This is a genomic window from Sideroxyarcus sp. TK5 (assembly GCF_054601595.1).
The window spans coordinates 61,874-82,151 of record NZ_BAAHSJ010000008.1 but is presented as its reverse complement, the minus strand read 5'-3'; the positions used below and the strand labels follow the sequence as shown (position 1 = coordinate 82,151).

At 51.0% G+C, this 20,278-nt stretch carries 19 protein-coding genes; 3 read left to right on the top strand and 16 right to left on the bottom strand.

The annotated features are described in order from the left end of the window. Positions 1-27: 27 nt before the first annotated feature. The 5 genes from ACYPYQ_RS12495 to ACYPYQ_RS12475 all read right to left on the bottom strand — a co-directional run bounded on the left by ACYPYQ_RS12495 (position 28) and on the right by ACYPYQ_RS12475 (position 3,230). Entirely contained in the window at positions 28-957 is a 930-nt protein-coding gene (locus ACYPYQ_RS12495; protein WP_459724212.1) for a site-specific integrase, read from the bottom strand. Continuing rightward, positions 954-1,463 carry a hypothetical protein gene (locus tag ACYPYQ_RS12490; protein WP_459724211.1) on the bottom strand — a complete coding sequence of 170 codons (510 nt, stop codon included), beginning with the start codon at positions 1,461-1,463 and terminating at the stop codon, positions 954-956. The genes ACYPYQ_RS12495 and ACYPYQ_RS12490 overlap by 4 nt, the downstream gene beginning before the upstream one ends. A 186-nt stretch (positions 1,464-1,649) precedes the next feature. Further along, positions 1,650-2,243: a JAB domain-containing protein gene (locus ACYPYQ_RS12485; RefSeq protein WP_459724210.1), complete on the bottom strand. Its 594-nt coding sequence runs from the start codon at positions 2,241-2,243 to the stop codon at positions 1,650-1,652. A 19-nt stretch (positions 2,244-2,262) separates the two neighbouring features. Continuing rightward, entirely contained in the window at positions 2,263-2,565 is a 303-nt protein-coding gene (locus ACYPYQ_RS12480; RefSeq protein WP_459724208.1) for a type I restriction endonuclease subunit M, read from the bottom strand. A 194-nt stretch (positions 2,566-2,759) separates the two neighbouring features. After that, positions 2,760-3,230 carry a hypothetical protein gene (locus tag ACYPYQ_RS12475; RefSeq protein WP_459724206.1) on the bottom strand — a complete coding sequence of 157 codons (471 nt, stop codon included), beginning with the start codon at positions 3,228-3,230 and terminating at the stop codon, positions 2,760-2,762. 567 nt (positions 3,231-3,797) lie between these two features. Here ACYPYQ_RS12475 and ACYPYQ_RS12470 point away from each other — a divergent pair. Then, complete coding sequence (locus ACYPYQ_RS12470; protein WP_459724203.1) at positions 3,798-5,039, top strand: transposase family protein; 1,242 nt, start codon at positions 3,798-3,800, stop codon at positions 5,037-5,039. Between the two features lie 448 nt (positions 5,040-5,487). Here ACYPYQ_RS12470 and ACYPYQ_RS12465 read toward each other — a convergent pair whose 3' ends face one another. From ACYPYQ_RS12465 to ACYPYQ_RS12430, 8 genes are all read right to left on the bottom strand, one after another. Next, the gene (locus ACYPYQ_RS12465; protein ID WP_459724201.1) at positions 5,488-6,150 is read right to left on the bottom strand and encodes an endonuclease III domain-containing protein; all 663 of its coding nucleotides are present in this window, start codon (positions 6,148-6,150) and stop codon (positions 5,488-5,490) included. Positions 6,151-6,213: 63 nt separating this feature from the next. Continuing rightward, a complete protein-coding gene (locus ACYPYQ_RS12460; protein ID WP_459724199.1) occupies positions 6,214-7,416 on the bottom strand; it encodes a hypothetical protein in 1,203 nt (400 codons plus the stop codon). Next, positions 7,409-9,085, bottom strand: a complete 1,677-nt coding sequence (locus ACYPYQ_RS12455) for a DEAD/DEAH box helicase (RefSeq protein ID WP_459724197.1) — start codon at positions 9,083-9,085, stop codon at positions 7,409-7,411. The genes ACYPYQ_RS12460 and ACYPYQ_RS12455 overlap by 8 nt, the downstream gene beginning before the upstream one ends. A gap of 4 nt (positions 9,086-9,089) precedes the next feature. Then, positions 9,090-10,211 carry a hypothetical protein gene (locus ACYPYQ_RS12450; protein ID WP_459724193.1) on the bottom strand — a complete coding sequence of 374 codons (1,122 nt, stop codon included), beginning with the start codon at positions 10,209-10,211 and terminating at the stop codon, positions 9,090-9,092. Positions 10,212-10,231: 20 nt separating this feature from the next. Beyond that, the gene (locus ACYPYQ_RS12445; protein WP_459724191.1) at positions 10,232-11,053 is read right to left on the bottom strand and encodes a hypothetical protein; all 822 of its coding nucleotides are present in this window, start codon (positions 11,051-11,053) and stop codon (positions 10,232-10,234) included. A 4-nt stretch (positions 11,054-11,057) separates the two neighbouring features. Beyond that, the gene (locus tag ACYPYQ_RS12440) at positions 11,058-12,485 is read right to left on the bottom strand and encodes a DNA cytosine methyltransferase (protein WP_459724187.1); all 1,428 of its coding nucleotides are present in this window, start codon (positions 12,483-12,485) and stop codon (positions 11,058-11,060) included. A gap of 62 nt (positions 12,486-12,547) precedes the next feature. Then, entirely contained in the window at positions 12,548-15,157 is a 2,610-nt protein-coding gene (locus ACYPYQ_RS12435; protein ID WP_459724185.1) for an AAA family ATPase, read from the bottom strand. Between the two features lie 343 nt (positions 15,158-15,500). Further along, positions 15,501-15,878 (bottom strand): helix-turn-helix domain-containing protein, encoded by a 378-nt coding sequence (locus ACYPYQ_RS12430; protein ID WP_459724182.1) that lies wholly within the window; start codon positions 15,876-15,878, stop codon positions 15,501-15,503. 68 nt (positions 15,879-15,946) lie between these two features. Between ACYPYQ_RS12430 and ACYPYQ_RS12425 the strand changes: the two genes are divergently transcribed. Both ACYPYQ_RS12425 and ACYPYQ_RS12420 read left to right on the top strand, forming a co-directional pair. Next, entirely contained in the window at positions 15,947-17,101 is a 1,155-nt protein-coding gene (locus tag ACYPYQ_RS12425; RefSeq protein WP_459724179.1) for a hypothetical protein, read from the top strand. A 208-nt stretch (positions 17,102-17,309) separates the two neighbouring features. After that, positions 17,310-18,467: a DUF4431 domain-containing protein gene (locus ACYPYQ_RS12420; protein ID WP_459724178.1), complete on the top strand. Its 1,158-nt coding sequence runs from the start codon at positions 17,310-17,312 to the stop codon at positions 18,465-18,467. 111 nt (positions 18,468-18,578) lie between these two features. Here ACYPYQ_RS12420 and ACYPYQ_RS12415 read toward each other — a convergent pair whose 3' ends face one another. The 3 genes from ACYPYQ_RS12415 to ACYPYQ_RS12405 are packed head-to-tail and all read right to left on the bottom strand — an operon-like array spanning position 18,579 to position 20,198. Further along, entirely contained in the window at positions 18,579-19,781 is a 1,203-nt protein-coding gene (locus ACYPYQ_RS12415; RefSeq protein WP_459724177.1) for a phage/plasmid replication domain-containing protein, read from the bottom strand. Continuing rightward, positions 19,774-19,995: a hypothetical protein gene (locus ACYPYQ_RS12410; RefSeq protein WP_459724175.1), complete on the bottom strand. Its 222-nt coding sequence runs from the start codon at positions 19,993-19,995 to the stop codon at positions 19,774-19,776. Before ACYPYQ_RS12410 ends, ACYPYQ_RS12415 begins: the two co-directional genes overlap by 8 nt. Then, positions 19,992-20,198: a helix-turn-helix transcriptional regulator gene (locus ACYPYQ_RS12405; RefSeq protein WP_459724174.1), complete on the bottom strand. Its 207-nt coding sequence runs from the start codon at positions 20,196-20,198 to the stop codon at positions 19,992-19,994. The genes ACYPYQ_RS12410 and ACYPYQ_RS12405 overlap by 4 nt, the downstream gene beginning before the upstream one ends. Positions 20,199-20,278 lie beyond the last annotated feature (80 nt).

Genomic DNA, 20,278 nt, shown 5'->3' with positions numbered 1-20,278 from the left:
TGATATGAGAGCAGTTGCATAAAGTGCTCACCAAATCTTCTCAAGTGGGTTGCTGATAAACAGATTGCTGTCCCTGATGTATCTCTGCATCACAGCGTACGACTTGTGCCCTGTCTGCTGGCATATCTTCCAACTGCTCACGCCATTGATGGCGGCACTGGTGACAAGTCCAGCACGCAAGCTGTGGCCAGAAAACTGTTTTGCATCGAGTCCGATTGCAGCGATTCGCTCCTTCACAATCAAGGCGACCGACTGGGCAGAAAGGCCTTGATTCATCACCTGCCCATGACGATTCACGCCACGGAACAATGCCCCTCCTGAGATCTCTGACAGAACCAACCAATCCCTGAGTGCTTTGACAGGGCAATATCGGCCTCGCATGGTTGGAATGGCGATGTCTCTCCCTTGCCCTGCTTGATCAGTTTTGCTGCGGCGGATGTGAATGACGATGCCCTCTGTGACGAACTGAACATCTTCAACCCGAATGGATACCAACTCGGAGCGACGAAAAGCACCTGAGAATCCGATAAGCAGCAATGACTTGTCGCGCAGGCCTTTCATCCCACGGGCCTCTTTAACCATCGCCTGTATCTGTGGCAGCAACGTTGGCCTTACTCGACGCTGCGCTCGTCCTTTGGTGCGGCGGATGCCATGCAATGTCGCCTTGACCATGTCTGACTGTGTCGGTGATGAAAGCTTCTTCGCTCTGTGCGCTCGATTGATAGCGACGACACGGCGATTGAGTGTTCCATATGACAATTTGTCTGCATGTTCGGCCAGATAGCTTGCGACTCGTTCTGGAGATGATGGAATTCGTCCACCCCAGTTTAAAAAGTGCTGAAGGTCATTGCTGTAGGCTCGACGGGTATTCTCTGTAAGAGAGGCCTCCACATACTGCCGAACCAACGGTGATAGCTTTAGTACCGACTTACCCTTAACGTTTCGCTTGTTGTTCATGGCCGATCTCCTTCATCGAATCCCGACACACCACAGTTCGATTTCGTTACCAGCAAATAACTACCTGACGCTCGATACCGAGCAAAACTCTTTTGCCTCGACGGTCGCTTTGGGTTAGGGTCTAGAACAACCTTGCCGTTAAACACTATCCAGTGGAAATTGCGACGGTTGCATCGGCGATTCACGGGCAGAATTGCACTGCCAAAAATGGTATCCCAAGAAGTAAACATCTCTCGCTGCACCGAACACCCGAGTTTTCCAAGCGCCTCTTCCAGTTTTTTATGGCTGGTATAGAACGTGTTTTGCCGTGCATCGAATCCAAACACATCGAAAGCCTTTCGATATGGCACGCCTGCAACCATTGCAACGCAGGCAACTCCGCAATCGCTTTTCTTCCGCTGTCGCACCCTCCTGATTTTGTTATTGGCGACATTCAAATCTGAATTCACATTTCTACCTATCGACTCCACCGCTGTTTTGGTGTGCCGACTGTGGTTATTATTCATGTTGTATTACTCCGATAATTTATCCCTGTATGACCAAAGCAAACCCGCGCAGCATCACAACGTGGCGGGCTCAATTGGCGTGATGTTTGAGTTTGTTGGACGAATGAATGCCTGCCGGTGAATTGGCCTCCTTTCTGAATGAGTGACTGGGTGATAACTACCTGATGGATGGCAGGGTGCTGTTGCCTACAGCAGCCCTCGCTCGGCGAAGCTCAGTACCGATGTTCCCGCAACGATGAAATGATCAAGTACACGCACATCAACCAATGCAAGCGCCCCCTTGAGTGCTATGGTGAGCTGCTGGTCTGACTGGCTGGGTTCAGCGACACCACTGGGGTGGTTGTGAGAGAAGATCACTGCCGCCGCATTCTCCCTGAGTGCCGCCTTAACCACCTCTCGCGGATAGACCGATGTTTGCGTCAACGTGCCTCGAAATAGCTCATGCGTTGCAATCAGCCTATGTTGTGCATCCAGAAACATCGCCACAAAACATTCATGCTCGCGACCGGCAAATTGAATCCGTAGACAGTCACGCACCGCCTGTGGAGCATTCAGCACGCAATCCCGCCTCAACTCTTCATCTAACCATCGCCTGACCAGCTCGCGTGCCACCACGCATCGTTCTGGCGGATTCACTTGGTGATGATCTGAGGTAAACATCTCGCCTAGCGACCCGCGATAGTGTTTTTGAGTTTGGCGCACGCCAATGAGTTTTTCGAGTAACTCGGTATCTGACAGGGTTAAGTACGATGCCTGCCCATTGTTAGTGTCCTTATTCATCCTGGAACCCTCACGCTAATCAATATTCCTCTGGGAGCAGCAGCGTTGTAGAGCTCCTGTCCGCTTCTGTAATAATCCAGAGGCGCGCATCGCCAAGTTGATAGCTCGACAGAATTCGCAAACCATTCACGACTGCATATTCATTATCTTCAGCGTCCTCAACTGATACACTCCCCCAATCGCCCTGCTGATGACGTTGTAGAAGATCGGTAGCGTTCACCGCCATCCGGTCTAGCAACTCCAATGCCCCTGGAGTTGAAACAAGATGACCAAGTGGAAAGCAAATGGTCTTGGTTGATTCGTGTTTAGTCACTGCGTTCATGTTTTTCACCTTTCATTGGACGAACGAATGCCTGCCGAAGCAAAAGCTGCGGATTGAATTCATTCAGTTGGATTTAACGACTTGAGGTAAGACTGAGACCTGCAAAAATTAACGCGTTTGGACTCGTTTAAAGATGTATTCGAGAAACGATGAGGCAATCTGTCCCTTGCTGGGATTGCCGTAACAGTTGCACTCTACACGGGGCTATTAACGACACCCTCGTCGATTAACGACAAAATGTGATGCCACGATTCAACTCCATGTTCAACCAATTCTGAATAACGTCTTGGATTCCACAGTTCAATGTATTTTTCCTTCGGCACCCAACTCATTGCGTCAGTCATTTTTGCCGCCCTAGCCTGATAGCTCGAAAATTCGATCCGCCTATCTTTGGTTACCTCCACGTCCTCACCAGTGGCGATGAGATTTTGGATTTCAATTTGCCAAAGCTTATTAATCCCTATTTTTGTAAAAAATACCTTGCCCTGTTTGCATGTAATTAACTTGTTCCTAATCGCTAACCATTCATCCACCGGGAATAGCATCAGGCAACCTGTTAGGCTGGTCGCCAAAAACAAACGACTTCCGGGTTTGGCCGGGTAATTATCTGGCAAGCGTATTGATCGATTTTTAATGCATAGCTCTAGCGAGTCGAGACTTTTCATTTCTATATTTCTCCAATTTAATTTCGAGTAACTGAATAGCTGTCTTATATATCCAGCGCCTAAAAATATGATCAGCCCTTGCGATATGTCACTCAACATGGCCGGGGCAACATATCTATGCACACTTTCATTCAATCTCCATGTGCCATGTAGCGTAACTTTTGCTTCGACAGAATGCGCCTGGAATGGAACATCTTGCTATTCATCTGCATTCGTATATGGCCTCTCACTGCACTCATGATGCCTCTCCTTTCAATAGGCAAACGAAAACCACCAAGAGCTAAGATGCTCTTGATTTACTCGTTCAATCGGCTTGGGTTGATAGTGGGCAAAACTGGGAGGAGAAGCTGCGTGCATCAATACTGAAATGTCAGTCAGTTGAGTGTAAAAGCGCTCAAAAACCACACAAACACTGCACGTAGCGAATTGTACACTACGCTCAAGCCACTGTCAACTTTAAGCCTCTTCCAATATGAAATGAGTCTGAAGGGTTGGCGTATTTCCAACATGAAATGAGTCTGAAATTGATTTGCCGGGTCGGTCATTATGCGAGGCATGGTGATCAACATGGAAGAAGCGAAGCTACAGACCTTGGAGCAGATCAAGGCATTTTTGGACGGGACTTCGGAGGTGACATTTCGGGTTCCCAAAGAAGAGCGCAACCAGTTTGTCGAGCGGGTGCTCAAGCGGTTTGGCTACGCCCCGCACGGGCGAATAGACAAGGGCGTGCTGCTGCGCTATATCGAGCGCATGACCGGGCTGTCACGCCAGCAAGTAACCCGCTTGGTGCGGCAATACCGCAAGGATGGGAAACTATCGAAACAGCCCTGCGCGCCCAAGCGAGGTTTCACATACCGCTATACCGCAGCGGACGTGGCCTTGCTGGCCGAGACGGATGTGCTGCATAGCACGCTGTCCGGGCCTGCCACCAAGAAGCTCATGGAGCGCGCGTACCAAGTGTTCGGCGACCCGCGCTACGAGCGCCTGTCGGGCATCTCGGTTTCCCATCTGTACAACCTGCGCGGGAGCAAGCCGTATCAGAACAAACGGCGGCACTGGACCAAGACAAACCCGGTGGGCGTACCCATCGGCAAACGCCGCGCCCCGCAGCCGGACGGGGTGCCAGGCTACATCCGCATAGACAGTGTGCATCAGGGCGATCTGGACGGCGTCAAAGGCGTGTATCACATCAACGCGGTGGACTGTGTGACGCAGATGCAACTCGTCGCCACCTGCGAGAAAATCAGCGAGGCGTACATGCTCCCGGTCATCCGGCAGTTGCTGGATGGGTTTCCGTTTGTCATCCTGGGGTTCCATGCAGACAACGGCTCGGAATACATCAATTACCGGGTGGCCAAGTTGCTGGGCAAATTGCGCATCGAGTTCACCAAATCCCGCCCTCGGCACTCCAACGACAACGCGCTGGCGGAATCCAAGAACGGCGCGGTAGTGCGCAAGCATCTGGGTTACGCGCATATCCCGCAGCACTGCGCCAGCTTGGTCAACGCCTTCTGTGCCGAATTCCTCAACCCCTACGTCAATTTCCACAGGCCGTGCTTCTTCCCTGAAACGATCACGGATGCAAAAGGAAAGGAGCGCAAAAAGTACCGCTATGAGGACATGATGACGCCTTACGAAAAGCTCAAATCAATACCCGAGGCCAGCGAGTATCTCAAAGAGGGTGTCACCTTCAAACAACTGGATGCGCGGGCAGCAAAGATGAGCGACAATGACGCCGCCTTGGCACTGAATAACGCAAGAAAAAAACTGTTCAAAGATATTTCTGCTGCAATGAAAAAGCAGGCTTGAGAAATGAAACCAGCAAGGCAAAGCGAAGAAGCACCTATGAGGTAGACCGAACCCGAACAGAGTTAATTTACTCAGATTCAAAACCCTTCGTTCAGACTCATTTCTGAATTGGAAAATACTCTTTATACTGTTTATAATCAAGCACTTGTAATTATCGCTAATTAGGTAAAGCCCTGCAAAATTAGCAGCTTTGTGTGGCTGAAGTGGTATTCAAGGGATGAGGAGGCAACACGTACCTGACTAACAGCAAGTGATGCTATTGATACAATAAAATGTTGGTAGCTGCGATGCCTTAACTTTGTCAGTCAATCATAAAGCCAAGCGGAGGAGGACGAGAAAAACCATATTATCCTTTCGCTCTTTTTTGAGGCATACGGACTCAAGTCCAACCGTCATTGGTTTTTCCAGCTTTGTCTACAGCCTTATCCACCAAATCTGTGGACAATATCTAGCCTTGACTTCGAGCCACTCCTATCATGGGGCACCAATCGGTTACCGGGCATTTTTCGCATTTTGGCGCAATCGCGGTGCAAATCTCCCGCCCCAGCGAAACCATGTTCACGTGTAACGAGTGTCGAAGCTTTAGGGGGATTTTGGATTGGATGCGGTCCATGTCTCTCGGTGCGCAATGCCCATCCTTTTGGGTCGGCCTGACCCATCCCAAACGCCGGGCGATTCGCCAGCAATGCGTGTCGACAGGAAAAACATTCCGGCCCAACGAATACATCAGGACACATCGCGCAATTTTTTTGCCAACCCCCGGCAGCGAAACCAAAAAATCTTCGGCTTCGTCGTCTCCCATCGAGCGTAGCGGTTCCAGTCCAGGCTCGCCGAATCGTGCCACGACTGCGTCCAGCAAGTTGCGGATGGCCTTGGCCTTCTGATTGGACAACCCACCCCTGACAATGGCTCGGGCAATACTCCCGGCATCGGCTGCGGCGATAGCGTTGTGGGTGGGGAATGATTCCTTCAGGGCACGAAAAGAGTTCAGGTAGCTGGCTTCCTCGGTTTTCGTGCTGCATATAATGAACAGCAGCTCGTCCAACGGGTCCTTGAGGTTGTAATGGTCGAAATCCCGATACCGCTTCTTGAGTCCGGCCGCAACCTCCACCACATATTTCGGGGGTTTCGTCGAGAGCCGCACATATTTTCGGGCCCGAGTCATGGAGCCGTGTTACAGCGGAAGGCCCTGTATGCGGTTGGGCCAAGACTTGTCCGGGTCGTAGAACAACACCTCTATGCCCAGCCTTAGCAACGCTTCAACCGCATACTTTTGAAGCTCGGGGCTCTCCGTCACGTGAAGCACCAGTCTGGCGTTCAAGTTGTCGTAGTCCTTGCTGAGCTCGTTCAGGTAACAGGCTAACTGGAACGCCCCCTTCGATGATTGGGACAGGATATTATTAATGTTCGAGCTTTTTATTTCGAAGATGTTCAGCATTTCCCTGGACCTGTATAACAAGTCGATGGAACTGCTTTCGTAAGGTTTGATGCCATTCGTGATCAAGTATTCTGAAATATCCTTCAGCATCGCCTGGTGGATTTTTTCCGCATGCTCAGTCTTCTTGAGTGCCTCCTCCAAGTTCCTCAGTTTCGAGTCCGCCGACACGAACTCCCTGGCGTATATTTTCCCCGGCTCGATCTCGGAAAACTCGGTGTCCACGCACGGCGCGTTGTAATTATGACCAGGTTCTCCCCGTTCGGTCGAAGGCTTTTCTTCCGCAAATATCACAGACACCGGGTCGAAAGCTTTCAGGTCGCCAACAATTTCCGGCGAAGGCTTTGTGCCCATTTTTTCCGTGAGTAACGCACAAGCGTAATTAGAAAAAGCCCCCAGCCTGTCTCCCGTCCCATTCGCCCATACCTGTTCCAGCGTCAGATGCGACACCACCGCCCGCAAAGCGCTCTGGGCCAGGCGGCGACCGTTGCTCGGCACCAGCTGGAAATCGACCTTCGACAGGGAACGCTTGTCGGGCGGAAGCAACTTCGTCTGTATTGAGCCTTTGACGAGTAAAGCTAGAGCACCGGATGACTCTTGCGACAGTTCGGACACGCCAAGTTTAGAAGCGCGAGTGGACATCGTGGCGTATCTGGCCGCACCTGCGTAGTCAGACACCAGCTTGAGCGAACCCGTCACCTCCGGCGATATCCAATAATCGCCGGAGTAGTAACCATCGATTATCCGCTCCACCTTCTTTACCTTGACGAGCAGGAGCAACCTGTCTTCTTGCCCCCTCAGCACGACCCAGAGCCTTCGGCCCGCCAGGGATTTAGGTTCGAAATCGACCTCGTTTTTGGGGAGGATGTAACTGCCGGAAACACCGGCGCTTCCGAAAGACGTGCCCTTCTCGCCATCGAGGACCCAGACCAAGTCAAACATGAACTCCGAGCTCCCCCAGTGCGTCATCCAGCGATGTCGGCCAAGTTATGTGGTCGCCTAACAAATCGTGCTGCCGGACCTCTTTACCCCTTAGCCTCACCACCTCGGTTTCTTCTATCGTGTTCTTGCAAATCAGCAGGTAGTAGTTGACCTCGTCCGCGACCTGCCCACGCCGGTGTATCCTGTCCAGCGACTGGAGATAGTGTGCCGCCTGGTTAGAATACGATATGTAGACCGCATCGTAGGCCGCGTGTAGGGTGATTCCAGCGCCTGCGGCGGCGGGGTTGCCCACGAACAGCATGGTAGCCGGGTCCTCCTGGAAGGAGCGCACAGCATCTCGCCTTGCAACGTTAGAAGTGACTGAGCCATCGACCCTGACGGGATGATATCGAGAATATCTCGCCATGATCTCGTCTAGGCTTTTCCTGTAGAAAGACCAGAGCACGACCTTGCGGCCCTGGGATATCAGTTTATCCAGGAGATCGTCGAGCACGGTGTATTTCACAGGAACTTCCGAAGCCGTCGGGTCGATCGAGCTGGGGCAGGAACATATCTGCAACAGCGCGGCCCTTTTCTGGAAATAAGTCAGCAAACTCTTCTTGAACGACTCGTTGTTCAGACTCCTGAGTTCTAACTCCAATGCTGATTTTGCCTTCTCGTACATCAGGGCCTGCTTGCCCGCAAGCTCCACACTTATCACGTGGAAGTTCTTTTCTGGAACATGCTGGAGGATGTCCGGCTTCAACCTTCTGATGAAAACACCTTTCGTGTCTACCAGCGTAGCGATTTTGTCCCAGTCCGCCGCAGGGTTGTTCGATTTCTTGAATCCGCCGAACGTGTAGCCTAAGTCCGCCAGGACGAACTGATTCACCAAATCGTGGGCGGAGTTGGGAGCGGGAGTTCCGCACAGCACGAAACACTTCCGGCACTTCGACCTGAGTTTCTCCACGATTTCCGAACGGTAGGACTCACCGTTTTTCAGGTAGTAGGACTCGTCGACCACGAGAAGGTAGCGCCGGGTGGATGCGCTCGCCATCAGGTAGACCAGCATGGGCTCAACACCTTCGTAGTTCGTGACCAGCACGTCGAACTTGCGTTGCGCAGTCTCATACTTCTGCCGCTGGTCGCCCTCGGCTATCTCGACCCGGCACTCGGGGTCTAGAAACCTGGCGATGTCCTTCGGCCACTCGCTGACCATACTCTTCGGGCATACCACGATCATCGCATCTATCTCGCCCAACCCCCTCAACTCGTCGAAGGCGGCGATGGTCATCACCGTTTTCCCGCTGCCCTGCTCATCGAACAGACAGAGTCCTAAAAGCCCCGGCACGGTCATCGCTCCGACCGCCGATGCCTGGGCGGGTTCGAGGACGTTGTTCCAGTTTCCAGACAGTGCGGGCTGCTCGTTGAGTTCTATTATCTCAAGCGCCCTGATTCGTGCCGCTTCGTGCCGCTTGAATCGCTCCAACGCGTTCTCCACCTCGCCATCCGTTTCCGCATGACCTATCAGGTCTGCGACTATAGGAAGAGCAGGCAACGGAAACGTAATGAAATCTTTCCCCGAGGTAAGCTGCGAGCCTATCCGTTGGGCAAGTTGGGCCTTGAGCTTTAACAGTTCAAGTCCAGCGCACTCGATGTGCACCCCATCCCCCTCGACTCGGACTTTCATCGGTTCACTCCGATGCCGCTTTGCTCAGTTTGATTACCAGCTCCAGTGCCTCTTGGAGATTCTTCCGCGAGTTTTCAGGAATCAGCTTGATATCAGAGGCGGTCATTTCTTTGATGAACTTGACGAACGTATCGATCCTGCCAACGGCTTCGTCGCCGCTCCTCACGATTCTCGCGTTGTAGTCGAGAATCGCTTTCGCCGATTTCGCGGCAGCGGGGTCGGGTTGTAACAGGGCCGCTTTGGCTTCGGGATGTAGCCACGCTTTGTATGCGACCCTGACTTCGGGGAAGCTCGAAAACTTCGAATCGTTGATCCATTTGAAAAACTGGATCTTGAAATCTATGTCCGTCTTCAACGGGTCAAAAAACGACTTCTGCGCCTCGTTGAAATACTGATAACTTTTGGCGGCAACGGTCTCCGCCTCCTGCTCCGATAATCCCAAACCGCCGCCTGACTCATCGTCCGGGTCTATATTGGCGGTCGCAAAAATAATGAACTCCTGGATTATTTCGTGGATCTTGAGCGTTTCCTTGATCTTCGATTTGGCCCAACTGAACTTTTGCGAAATCTCCTCCGGGCTTAAGCCCTCCTCGTGAGCATCGATAACTTGGACCGCCTTCACGTATGCAGGCCACTCGATTTTCAACGATGCCGAGAAGTTCTCTTCCACCAGGACATTCTGCTCGTCGGCATCGGTAGCGTCTTCGGAAAGGACGTGAACTTCGACCGTTTCCAGGTCTTGGCGGTTGGGGTCGGACAACGGCATACTTGCCAGCGCGTACTTGACGGCAAAAAACCTGCGGTTTCCATCGAGCAGCTTTCCCGTAAACGACAGGGCGAGAGGTTCGCGCAGACCATTTTTAATGATGTCGTCCCGAAGCTCCTTGAGCTTTACCTCCGGGTCGTTCTTCATCAGATCGAAAATTTCGTCCTGGGTTAGCTGCCTCCCGCCAACCTGGGATAAGTATTTCTTTTTCTCCAGTTCAATTCTTGGGTTGTCCACCCAGCCGATGATCGACGAAACTTTCACCTTCCCTTCCCAAACGTTGATCCTCCTGCCGTTATAAAGCCTCTGCTTGATTTGAGGCTGTGGTTTGTCCAACATAAACTTGGGTTGAGTGGTCATGGTCGTCCTAATCCTATGGGTTAATCTGTCGTTGCCAACATCGACTCCAACTGATGTATGCGGTCTATCAGTTCAGATTTTTTCATCTGCTCGTATTGTTTAACGGGGGCGGGGGCCTGCTTATAAAAACTCGCGAATAGCGCATGGTGGTCGGCAAAAGGAGCCTCAACACCGCGAGCCATAACCTTTTCCTTCTCTATCCTCTGAACCCAGAAGTCGGCCAGGTTTCTGGTAAACCTTTTTTTGAGCTGCTCTTCAAGAGCCGTAAAAATGTCTGCGGCCCCATCATCGATGGCACAGTCCCTACAAACGAACACCGCGAGGTCCAACGATGGAGTCGCCCCCTTTATCGTGGTCAGTATCGCCAAGAAATTCGTCATCCAGTTGTCGTGAAAGCTGACTCCCCACTTCTTCCCGGTGGCAGCGAACCCCATTTTGAATAGCGGGTGCTTGGGTCGGCTCGGATAGTAAAAGGGGGTAGTTTGGTTTGATGCTTTCTTCAGCGGCACCGTCAAGAAGTTCGACGATATCCTTTTCTCCGGATGGGTTCCTGCCTCTTCGATTTTACCCAACTCGGTTACCTGCCTGACCACGCCGTGTGAATTTCCGACCAGAACCAGCCTGGTAAATTCCATCTCCACTTGCTTGCGGCTATTTTTCCCTTCCAGACTATCCGGATTCAGATCCAGGCTGCTCACCCCGAAATGTTTGAACACGGCATCGACCGACAAAAAATACATCAGCGCCGATGTTCGCTCCATATGCGTCTTCCCCGTCGTGTTTCGCGAGGAAAGCCTTTCGAAGGATTTGCAAACCAACTCCTGACTCAAATATTTAGCCATCGCATCATGCTCGCTTCTTGGTTTTGACGGACGGCTTCTCTTGCGAGAAGATCACGTCTCTATCGCGGGCACGCAGCGGCTTGCCGGAGTCTACGAACTGCTCGAAGCTCAGGTATTCCGACTCGCCCCTCAGGTCGGCACCACCCAGCACCGCCTTGATCTGCATAGCCATCTCGTAGGCCAACCGTGGAGGCACCGCATTGCCGATCTGCTGGTATTTCGACTTGATGGTGCGACCGACGAAATTAAACCAATCGGGAAAGGTTTGAATCCTGGCGATTTCCCTCACCGAGAAGATGCGCTTTTCGATAGGATGCCAAACGCCTGCATTCTCGGGCTTGAAGGCCGCAGTGATCGTTCCGGCGATTTCGTCCCGATGGTACCTTCTGTAAAAGTTAGGCCACCGGTATCGCTCCATGTTGTCACTTATTTTCTTGAGGCGCTCGGGAAGCTTCTCGTAGGGGATGTTTTTCCAGGACCCGCCTTCGGGAACCATGCTTCCCAGCTGTATGGCCTGCGGGTTAAGCTGCATCAGCTCCTTCTGGTTCAACACCTTGCTGTTCAGATCCATTATGGTGTGCTTGAGGCTCAAATCGTCCCGGTCGACGGGATGCGGGAAAGAAAACAATCCGGCCGCATGGACCCTCTCCACTCCGACGACGAAAAGGCGCAACCTTTTTTGCGGGACGTGATGCCTGGACGCATCGATAAGACTGAACACCACGTTGTATCCCAGCGCATCCAGCTGCTCGCAGATTTCTTGAATCAGGAGCTTCTCGCCATCCCCGAAGGAGAGTAGCCCCCGCACGTTTTCGAACACCACGCTTCTGGGCTTCAAGTCGCGGACGAAAGCCAATGCGGTCTGGTATAAGGTACCACTGGTGCTGTCTTCCACACCCTTCCTGGAACCTGCGTTCGAGAAGGGCTGGCACGGAAACCCAGCGGTCAACACATCGGGACGTTTACTCAGTTTCGGAACACCTACCACCCTTACGTCCTGATCGGAGATTTCCCCGATGTTCTGGCGATACGTCTCGCACGCATCGGGGTTGATGTCGTTCGCGAACACCGTCTTGAATCCTGCCTGATGGAAGCCAAGGTCGAAGCCGCCACAACCCGAGAACAGGCTCACGTGCGTCAGGTTGGTCTTTTTGCTGCTTTTTACAATCGGGGTGAAAATCTCCCACGGGCGCGCCATCTTCTTGGCGGCATCCGATGTTTTTGCGGTCGGTTTCAGCGGAGTAGGCCGCAGGTTTTGGACGGTTGCCGACTTTTTCTCCACCGTCTGCTTAATCTTGCCGCGAGCTTTCTTTCCGATTTCGACAGTAGCAGACTTAGCATCCGAACGTTTTCTTGGGGCCACTGTGGATATTTTGACAACTTCGGCCCGGTGATGAGGGCCTTTCATCATTTTTTCTGTTTCAACTTTCATTTAAATTCTCGTAGTCATTCTGTTGCGTATGATAACAATTTTACCCAAGCCTCATTCGCCGATTACGACCTCCTGGCGCGAATCGCATCTTTCCGTTTGTCGACCGATTCGCGCCAAGCCTCCAGTTCTTCGATATCTACGGAAAGCTCATCGGGGCGTGGCGTCGATAACTGCGCGCCCAAAGCAGCATCGTGTGCGGCGAACTTCGAGCATCTGGACATGGCCGAGCTGACCTTCGCGTAATCGTCGTCTCTGACTTCGACGTAGCTCAGTTTTTGGGTGGAGACCCCTTCACCGAAACGCGTGACCGCGCCCTGGAAAAGCACCTCCTCGACGGCACGTTCCCAAGTCATTCGCAAATGGGAGTAGGCGTTGCGGGTGAGTTTTTTTGCCTCTTCCTCATCAGTTTTGTGCGCTTGGGCTATGGCCACTTGCATTTGCCGGAGGTATTTGACGCGCTTTGATGTGGTCAGGGCATCGAAGGGCAGATGTGCGCTATGCGCGCCGAACCCCATCGATGTCCTGCGGATGTATTGGGGGTCTAAGCCGAGGCCTGCTTCATCAGCTTCCTTCTGGAGGATGCAAAGGAAATAGATGTCGTGGGTTAAAACGATCACCTGCCGGCGCTTGGCTTCTGCTGCCAGGCGTTTCGCAACGTAACCACGGCGGCGATGGTCTAGTGAGGAAACGGGGTCGTCGAATACGATGCCTCCGCTTCCTTTACCGAGGTTCACTTCGGCTAAGAACGAGGCGATCGCGATGGCCCGCTGCTCCCCCTCGCTTAAGATGTCCTTTGCCGATGCGCTGCCGAGAACTTCCAACACCAACTTGAACCTAGTCTTGCCACCCGGCGACTCGGGCTTCATCACCACCTTCAGCTCGTGGACGTTCAGATCCTTCAACTCCTGGTTGAGGGCATTGGCGACCTCCTGGGTTGCCATGGTCTTGGAAAGCTCGGTGGACTTGCGGGAGATAGCGGTCGTAGCCGTGGCCTCGGAACAGGCCTTGAGCTTTTCTATCAATACGCACTTGGCGATGGCATCCAATGCGGCATCTTTCAAATCGGAGAACCGTAGCCTGGTTTCCAGTTCGACCTTTTCGATGAACATTGCCGCTTTGGCCTTTTCGTCCATGGACGCTTCGAGATCCTTGGCATCGCCAAGAAATTTGTTCTTGGCGTTCTCCAGGTCAACCCTGGGATCTGTCGGCAGCGCAGGAATCGCATTCCAATCGTTTCCCGACTTCGGTGCTTCGAGGATGGCTGCCCGCCGTTCCAGCAGAACCTTCTGGAGGTTCGCGCAGTCGTCGGCCAACTTCTGGCTCACTCCTGCAAGTTCAGTCGCCAAAGACTCATCGATCAACAGGTCTAGCTGGGCACTCTTGACTGTCCGATAAGCATCCTCCGCCAGTTGTCTAGCCGCCTTATCCGCTTTTTCAGCCGCCTGCTGGTAAAAGACCTCGAACGCTTCGAGCCTCGCCACCCCATTTTGTTCAAGAGGATTCTGGCACAACGGACAGGCGGATTCCGCTCCCAAATGTGGGAAATCCTTGCCGGGATGGGACTCCACGGCGAAAGCACGGGCCGCGTCAAAAAGCGCTTTCCAGGCTTCGCCCCCGGTGCCGGGCAGAAGGCCTGGAGTTTCCTTGAAGTTCTGGCCCGCCAAGATTGCCGCCTGTTTTGCAACGGTCGATTTCTCGATGAGGGATTTTAGACTGGCAACGCTGGCATCATTGACCAAGCCGATGGCCGCGTTAATGCGGGTGGACAGGCCAGCGAAGCGCGTCGCCAGGTTTTTGATAATCTGCGCTTTCTGCTTGGGGTCGGTCTCGGCGAGCGTCTTGCCGATAGTCTCAAGTCGCTTCTGGTCGGCTGCTGTCCAATGTGCCAGAGCTTCAACGTCTTCGGGTTTGGTTTGGTGCGAAAGGGATGCCAGCATCTTGCCTACCGGAGTCTGCGTTTTACTTAAGGTGGCGAAAATATCGATGTTCGGTTTGTTCTCGGCCTGCTCTTTTGCCACAGAAGCCCTAAGCTGCCCACAGACATACACGAGCCCTTCGAGAATATCGAGACCGTATGGCACGTAAGCGAAGTCCCCCTGGTTGTCGACGTAGGCTCGCGCGCAATGCGAATCGAAGATGGCTATCGAGGAAAGCTGCTCGGGTGCTTCCTGGCCCGACACCCATTCGACTTCCAGAGGGTTACCATCCACTACGAGTTCGAATGCCGCTCGCGCAAGTCCGACCTTGTCAGGCGGCAAGTGAGCATTTGGGTGAATGGATTCGCGTTGGTCGCGGGCGCGACAAGCCTTCTTGAACACCCTGGAATAACCCGATTTGCCCGAGCCGTTCTCCCCATAGATGACGCTAAGACCGCTCGGATTAATAGGCAGCCGCTGCCCCTCGGCCAGCGCATTAACGTTACATAGATTCTTGATTGCGGCGAGTTGTATCAGCCGATCTTGCGCCTGCGGAACGGCCACTTGCTCGGCTGCGAGTTGGGTCGGGATTCTCCCTTGGGGGTCGGGAATACCGTGCGCGGATTTGAGCAGCGCATACACATCATCGAGGTCTTGGGCGGAAGGTTCTGGCCTCACATAGAGTCTGGCGATGGCATCCTGTTGCCATGCGGGAAGGCCCTGAGACCACTTCAGAATCTCTTGCAGAATCGTCACTGGACACCCCATTCCGTGGTTAAGCGTATCGATATGCGACCAGTTTAGGATGATAACAGTTCACACAAATTGCGTGTGGCAATACCCAGGTTGATGCCGCATAACATTTCAATCAGGAACTTCCGATACAATAAAATGAGGCACGTTAAAACTGGATTTTCATAAAATCGCCAATGTCCGGTAAGACCGGCGAAGAGTTGACTAGCGATAACATCAATTATCGTTAGTTAATGAGGCGCGGAAGAAATAGTCGGCCATTCCTACCTCGCCGATTTCGTTGATGACGGCCTAGGTTCAAGTGATGAAATCCAAAAATTTGAGACGGCTTCCCCTTACGGATTATTTATGACTTGCTACGCTTGTTTCGACGAGAGCGGGCGAGGTTGGCAAAGTCGCTGACAACCCGAACGGCGAAAGCCCGTTCCGCTTCATCAAGGCCATCCAACAATCCCTCCATTACTAACGATTGGTCTTGTTGCCGGTTGGAAGCTGGACGTAATAGAGTTTCGATCGAGCAGTCCAGCGCATCGGCCAATGAAAGCAATCGGCTCAAGGATGTTGTAATTATCCCCGTTTCAATCCGGGACATGCTTTCTTGCTCAATCCCAACTGCTTCGGCCAGCTCTCCTTGGGTTAGTCCTAGGGATTTTCGTCTTGCCGCGATGAGCGCACCGAGCCGCTTTGCCAGCTTTTTTTCCTCGGCCTTCGGGTCATTCCTCACTTCACTCTCCTACATCATTAAATGATGTGTAGTGTCGTTTTATTGGAAGGTTGTCAGAATGGCCCTCCATGTCATACTATGATTTATTACGTCATGCTTGGATAAGTGTCGGCCAGATTTATCGCGCTGAAACTAAATGTGATTTATTGAAAGAAGAAAGCAACATGGCAGCACCAGCAAAATATAAAGGCAAATCATCGTTAAGGTTTAGTAACCAAGGGGGCAACATGCGACGTATAAATATGGGCTGGTTTCTGGCGTTGTTCGCGATATGCAGCAGTGCCTTTTCCGAGGAAGACATGGTCGAGAAGGCGTGGTCTTGTGAACCGTCTTTTGGGAAGGTCGTCAGTGAGGATAATCTAGGTCACGGAATCGTATCCAATGCCTCAATCTACACTAGCCCGTTTAGTAGTGAGGAAACATCTCCATTGGATATTTTTCAGTTTGAAAAATGTCAGGAGTTGTCCAATGAAGAAAAGATGGCCTTAGCCAAGGCACTGTTAAATGTCTATGGCAACCGTTCAAGGAGTGCATTTGGGGTTGCTGTGTGGTTGCTTGATTCTTTTGTTCCTGAAAAATATCGTCGAGTGCAAGCCGCAGAACATGCACGTTGGTTAGCAGCGAACCATGCCAGCAGTGACCAAGATGAGGCAGAGGCCAAGCTCAGAGCAAAAAAGATGGAAGTAGAAGTAGCGCAGAAAGAAAAGGCAAAGGAGGATGCTTTGAAGGCAAAAGAGGAGGAAAAGCTGGCGCGTCAGCAGCAGCTCAGATCGGGCGCAATTAAACCGGAAAGCATGAAAGATGTATGGTTAGCGAACGACCACATCTCCAGTTTGCAGGAAATCATGGCATCCACTTTACTGAAAGTGGACAACGCGGTTTATGGAGGGAGAGTGACGATTGAGGGCGAAGAACATGATGGCGTGTTGCGTGTACGTTTTGACTCCGACTCTGTTTTTGAAGTCGCTTATCAAACCCCATGGCAAGAAGAGGTGGAACTTGGCCCAAAATTGGCTTTGCGAGCGGAAGCGTTAAGCCGGAATGGAACACGGCACTATGCCCAATTGAACCTGAGCAAAAAAACGATCAGCTTTATTCGGAATCTGCGAATTGGATCAGCTGTTTGGGTGGTGGGGCGCTATAAAGCCAATAGAAAATACAGATTGGTGAATAGGACTGAGAGAACGATGCCCGTTCTGGATGTGCTGTATATCGGCGAATAATGCAAGCAGCATGCCGAGACATGCAATGAATTTTCTGCCAAGGAGATTTTGGAAAAGTGGTGATGCTGCGTGCAAGAAGATGGTTGCGAACTGCTCTGCAAAAATGACCAGCTCCAGAATCTATACGAATGATAGCGCTTGGGTGGCTTCGGCAATTGTGCTGAAGCCGAATGTGGACTAATCAGTAATAATTTAATTAGGGAGTGATATGGCTATTAGAAAATCAACTGAGGAAGATTTCGAGATTGCTGAAAATGTGGAGGCGTTGCTGAAGCGTTGTACTGGAGCATTGGAGGCCGGTGGATTTAAGAATATCAAGGCGCAGGAATTGACTTCCACGATGCAGGCTGAATATAAAAGGTTTCCTGCCTGGGGTGAAGTTAGCATTACGCTCTTTAGGCTGGCAGACAACAGAACAAAAATAAATGTTAAAGCAACAGCCAACTACGACAATATTTATGCGCTATTCAGTAGCCCAAACCAGAAAATAATTAGGTCGTTCAGGAATGCCTTGAATGGCGCTGCCTCTCCGGTATCTTCTGAAAGCGGTAAAGGTTTTCAGTGGAAATGGATTGCGATAGCGATAGTGGCTCTTGTAATCATTGGTGCGGTTTTCGGCAAACCTAAAAATGCTTCTTCCTCTGTGGCGCTTTCTGGCGATAAAGCGGTTGACTATCACAAAGGGGCTGAGATAAACATTGCATCAAATAATTTGGATGACTTTCTGGGGCGTTTAGGCGTGCTTGTTGAGCTGATCAAAGGCAAGCCAAAAGATCAATGCTTTGATTTGGTTTACATGGACTGGCAGGATTTTGAAAAACTATACAATCAAGGCAGTCCTGTATATGAATTCAAATACCAAGTGTCGCAAGAACTCAAGTATGTGAGTATTGGGCAGTTGCCTAATAAATTGTGTGGCATAGAGCAGAACGATGCCGAGGAGATGTTCAAACAGCGCAGGTTGCTGACCGCGAAATTGAGCGGGGCAAGCACTATGGGGGATAGCAATGCACCAGTAGCTGTAGCTCAAACAACCTCTGTTCCGAATCCTGTAAATATTTCTTATCCAGAGTACGCAGAGTCAGAAATTGTCGTGCTTCATGGACGTTTGGTTGCTGCGCCGGGAGAAACACCAGATGGGGGCAAGGTAATGTTCCGAGCGATTCAATTGGCAAAATCAATAACCGTTAAGGGCGATAGCGTTAAGCTGATGCAGCTTGTACTGGATGGAAAAACAAGTGATCAGTATGCGGCGTTGAGTGGCAAGCTAGTTTCGGTAAAAGGGAGATTGTTTGACCGGGATAATGGCAATCAGCGTACACCTGTACTTATGACAGCAATCGAGATAACGCCGTCTGGAGAATAGAATTCTCCAGCGTAAATTGGTACGCAAATTGAGCATACAAATTATCAGAAGCTAGAGCATTTTGACTGCATGAGTGACGATTCCCCATGCAGTCCCTATTATATGAGCAATCTAATCGCCCTCAGGAGCCTCCTGCCTCTTGCCAATTAACTCCTTCAACTTGCCAATTGCCACCTTTACGCTAGACGGGCCGTACACGTGCTCCGCAAGTTCGCGTGGCGGCTTATATTTACCCTCAATCGCAAATAACTGATTAAGCTTTGGTCGTAATTCTGAATTTTGTACGCACCATGGAATACCAAGATCGATTCGCAATTTTCGCAAAATCCGAATTCTCATCGGATAGAATTTGGCAGCATTGCATCCTCGCAATAACTCATGCTCCTTGGCATCGTTACCATTCAAGTGCCATCTTAGGACTTTCTTATCATCCCTAGACAAACAGCTCAGATGTTCACGTTTTGGCTTTCTAACGCGCAAGTTTTCATCAAGCCTGAGATACTCCCGGATCGTAGCGATGCCGAGATCATAAGGATTGAAACCATCAACAACCCTCCATGAGTCAGCAGTATCCCGATCATTATCTTCCAGCCACCTCTCGCCAAACTTGATTTCGACACGTAAATATTTTCGTGCTTCATTGCGTAAGGAACTTTCAATATCCCTGCTGGCGAAGCATGATGATGCGCCTCCAACAGGATTGTCTTTGACATATGCCGTAATAGAATAATCATGATGCTTCATATATACGGTTGCCTCTTCATTAGTCCCGATACTAAACACAAGATTTTTTAAAAGCGGTTTTGAACGGTTCTTTTTGTTTTTGATCGCAGCAGCATGTAAACCCAACTCACGCCTTGCAGAGTGAGCATCGTTTTCACCAGTGCACTCGACAAGGTATGTCAGCGTGGCCGACTTAATCCTTGCATCTTCAATCGAAAGCAATTTAATTTCTTTATGGGTGCATCCTTGCGTAAGCAACCAATACTGAAGTAGTTTAAACGTGCCTGTGACCGCCATATATACACTGTTCGATAACAACAGGTTGTTTCCGATTAAGCACGCTGGCGGATTAATCTCGACCTCATACCCTTGCACTTCGCTACGCTGTCCGTTAAGAATTTTATGAATTGTGCGCACCCGAAATGATTCATTCGTTAGCGGTGAGCGTACAGATTGCCACCTTGAAAATGGATTACCTAGTTCACCATGGTTATCCATTTGAACAAGATACCGTGCCGGGAAATTTTCTCTTTCCAGCGCCTCTCCTTTTCTTCTATCAATCGGAAATATTGCGGTTAAGGAGTCACTCATTGATTTCTCCTTTAATTAGACTGGTGTGGTTTGATTGCATCCATGCAATTAAATTTGTCACAGTTATTAAAGTGAAGTTTTTTGCATCACGTACCGCGTCAGCAAAACGATTTCCAATCAACTTTCCAAGCGAATTTTGATTATTTAGCCCTTCGCCAGCCATTAATTCATGTTTCGTAACTTTCAGAGTTACACCATTAAAGTAGATATTCATTTCGTAACCTCGCTACTGGAATTCTGACTTTTTGTTACCTTCCTTTCGAGCCACGCATCAATGTCGGATTGCAACCAGCCAACTGCACGGGCTGAAAGCTGCACCTTCTTCGGAAAATCATTTGCATGTTGCAAACGCCATAATGTCGCCGGTGATACAGATAGCTTTTTTGATAATTGCTTAGGGCGTAATATTTGATTCATGTGAATTCTTTCAGTACTCAAACGGAATGCATGAGCCATTCCAGCCCGTACCACGGAAGTGTTTTTCAACGCACTCGCAA

What these genes read in the sequence shown, in the direction of transcription:
- ACYPYQ_RS12495 (WP_459724212.1), bottom strand. Translation starts at nt 957, where the DNA reads ATGAACAACAAGCGAAACGTTAAGGGTAAGTCGGTACTAAAGCTATCA.
- ACYPYQ_RS12490 (WP_459724211.1), bottom strand. Translation starts at nt 1,463, where the DNA reads ATGAATAATAACCACAGTCGGCACACCAAAACAGCGGTGGAGTCGATA.
- ACYPYQ_RS12485 (WP_459724210.1), bottom strand. Translation starts at nt 2,243, where the DNA reads ATGAATAAGGACACTAACAATGGGCAGGCATCGTACTTAACCCTGTCA.
- ACYPYQ_RS12480 (WP_459724208.1), bottom strand. Translation starts at nt 2,565, where the DNA reads ATGAACGCAGTGACTAAACACGAATCAACCAAGACCATTTGCTTTCCA.
- ACYPYQ_RS12475 (WP_459724206.1), bottom strand. Translation starts at nt 3,230, where the DNA reads ATGAAAAGTCTCGACTCGCTAGAGCTATGCATTAAAAATCGATCAATA.
- ACYPYQ_RS12470 (WP_459724203.1), top strand. Translation starts at nt 3,798, where the DNA reads ATGGAAGAAGCGAAGCTACAGACCTTGGAGCAGATCAAGGCATTTTTG.
- ACYPYQ_RS12460 (WP_459724199.1), bottom strand. Translation starts at nt 7,416, where the DNA reads ATGTTTGACTTGGTCTGGGTCCTCGATGGCGAGAAGGGCACGTCTTTC.
- ACYPYQ_RS12455 (WP_459724197.1), bottom strand. Translation starts at nt 9,085, where the DNA reads ATGAAAGTCCGAGTCGAGGGGGATGGGGTGCACATCGAGTGCGCTGGA.
- ACYPYQ_RS12450 (WP_459724193.1), bottom strand. Translation starts at nt 10,211, where the DNA reads ATGACCACTCAACCCAAGTTTATGTTGGACAAACCACAGCCTCAAATC.
- ACYPYQ_RS12445 (WP_459724191.1), bottom strand. Translation starts at nt 11,053, where the DNA reads ATGGCTAAATATTTGAGTCAGGAGTTGGTTTGCAAATCCTTCGAAAGG.
- ACYPYQ_RS12440 (WP_459724187.1), bottom strand. Translation starts at nt 12,485, where the DNA reads ATGAAAGTTGAAACAGAAAAAATGATGAAAGGCCCTCATCACCGGGCC.
- ACYPYQ_RS12425 (WP_459724179.1), top strand. Translation starts at nt 15,947, where the DNA reads ATGTCATACTATGATTTATTACGTCATGCTTGGATAAGTGTCGGCCAG.
- ACYPYQ_RS12420 (WP_459724178.1), top strand. Translation starts at nt 17,310, where the DNA reads ATGGCTATTAGAAAATCAACTGAGGAAGATTTCGAGATTGCTGAAAAT.
- ACYPYQ_RS12415 (WP_459724177.1), bottom strand. Translation starts at nt 19,781, where the DNA reads ATGAGTGACTCCTTAACCGCAATATTTCCGATTGATAGAAGAAAAGGA.
- ACYPYQ_RS12410 (WP_459724175.1), bottom strand. Translation starts at nt 19,995, where the DNA reads ATGAATATCTACTTTAATGGTGTAACTCTGAAAGTTACGAAACATGAA.
- ACYPYQ_RS12405 (WP_459724174.1), bottom strand. Translation starts at nt 20,198, where the DNA reads ATGAATCAAATATTACGCCCTAAGCAATTATCAAAAAAGCTATCTGTA.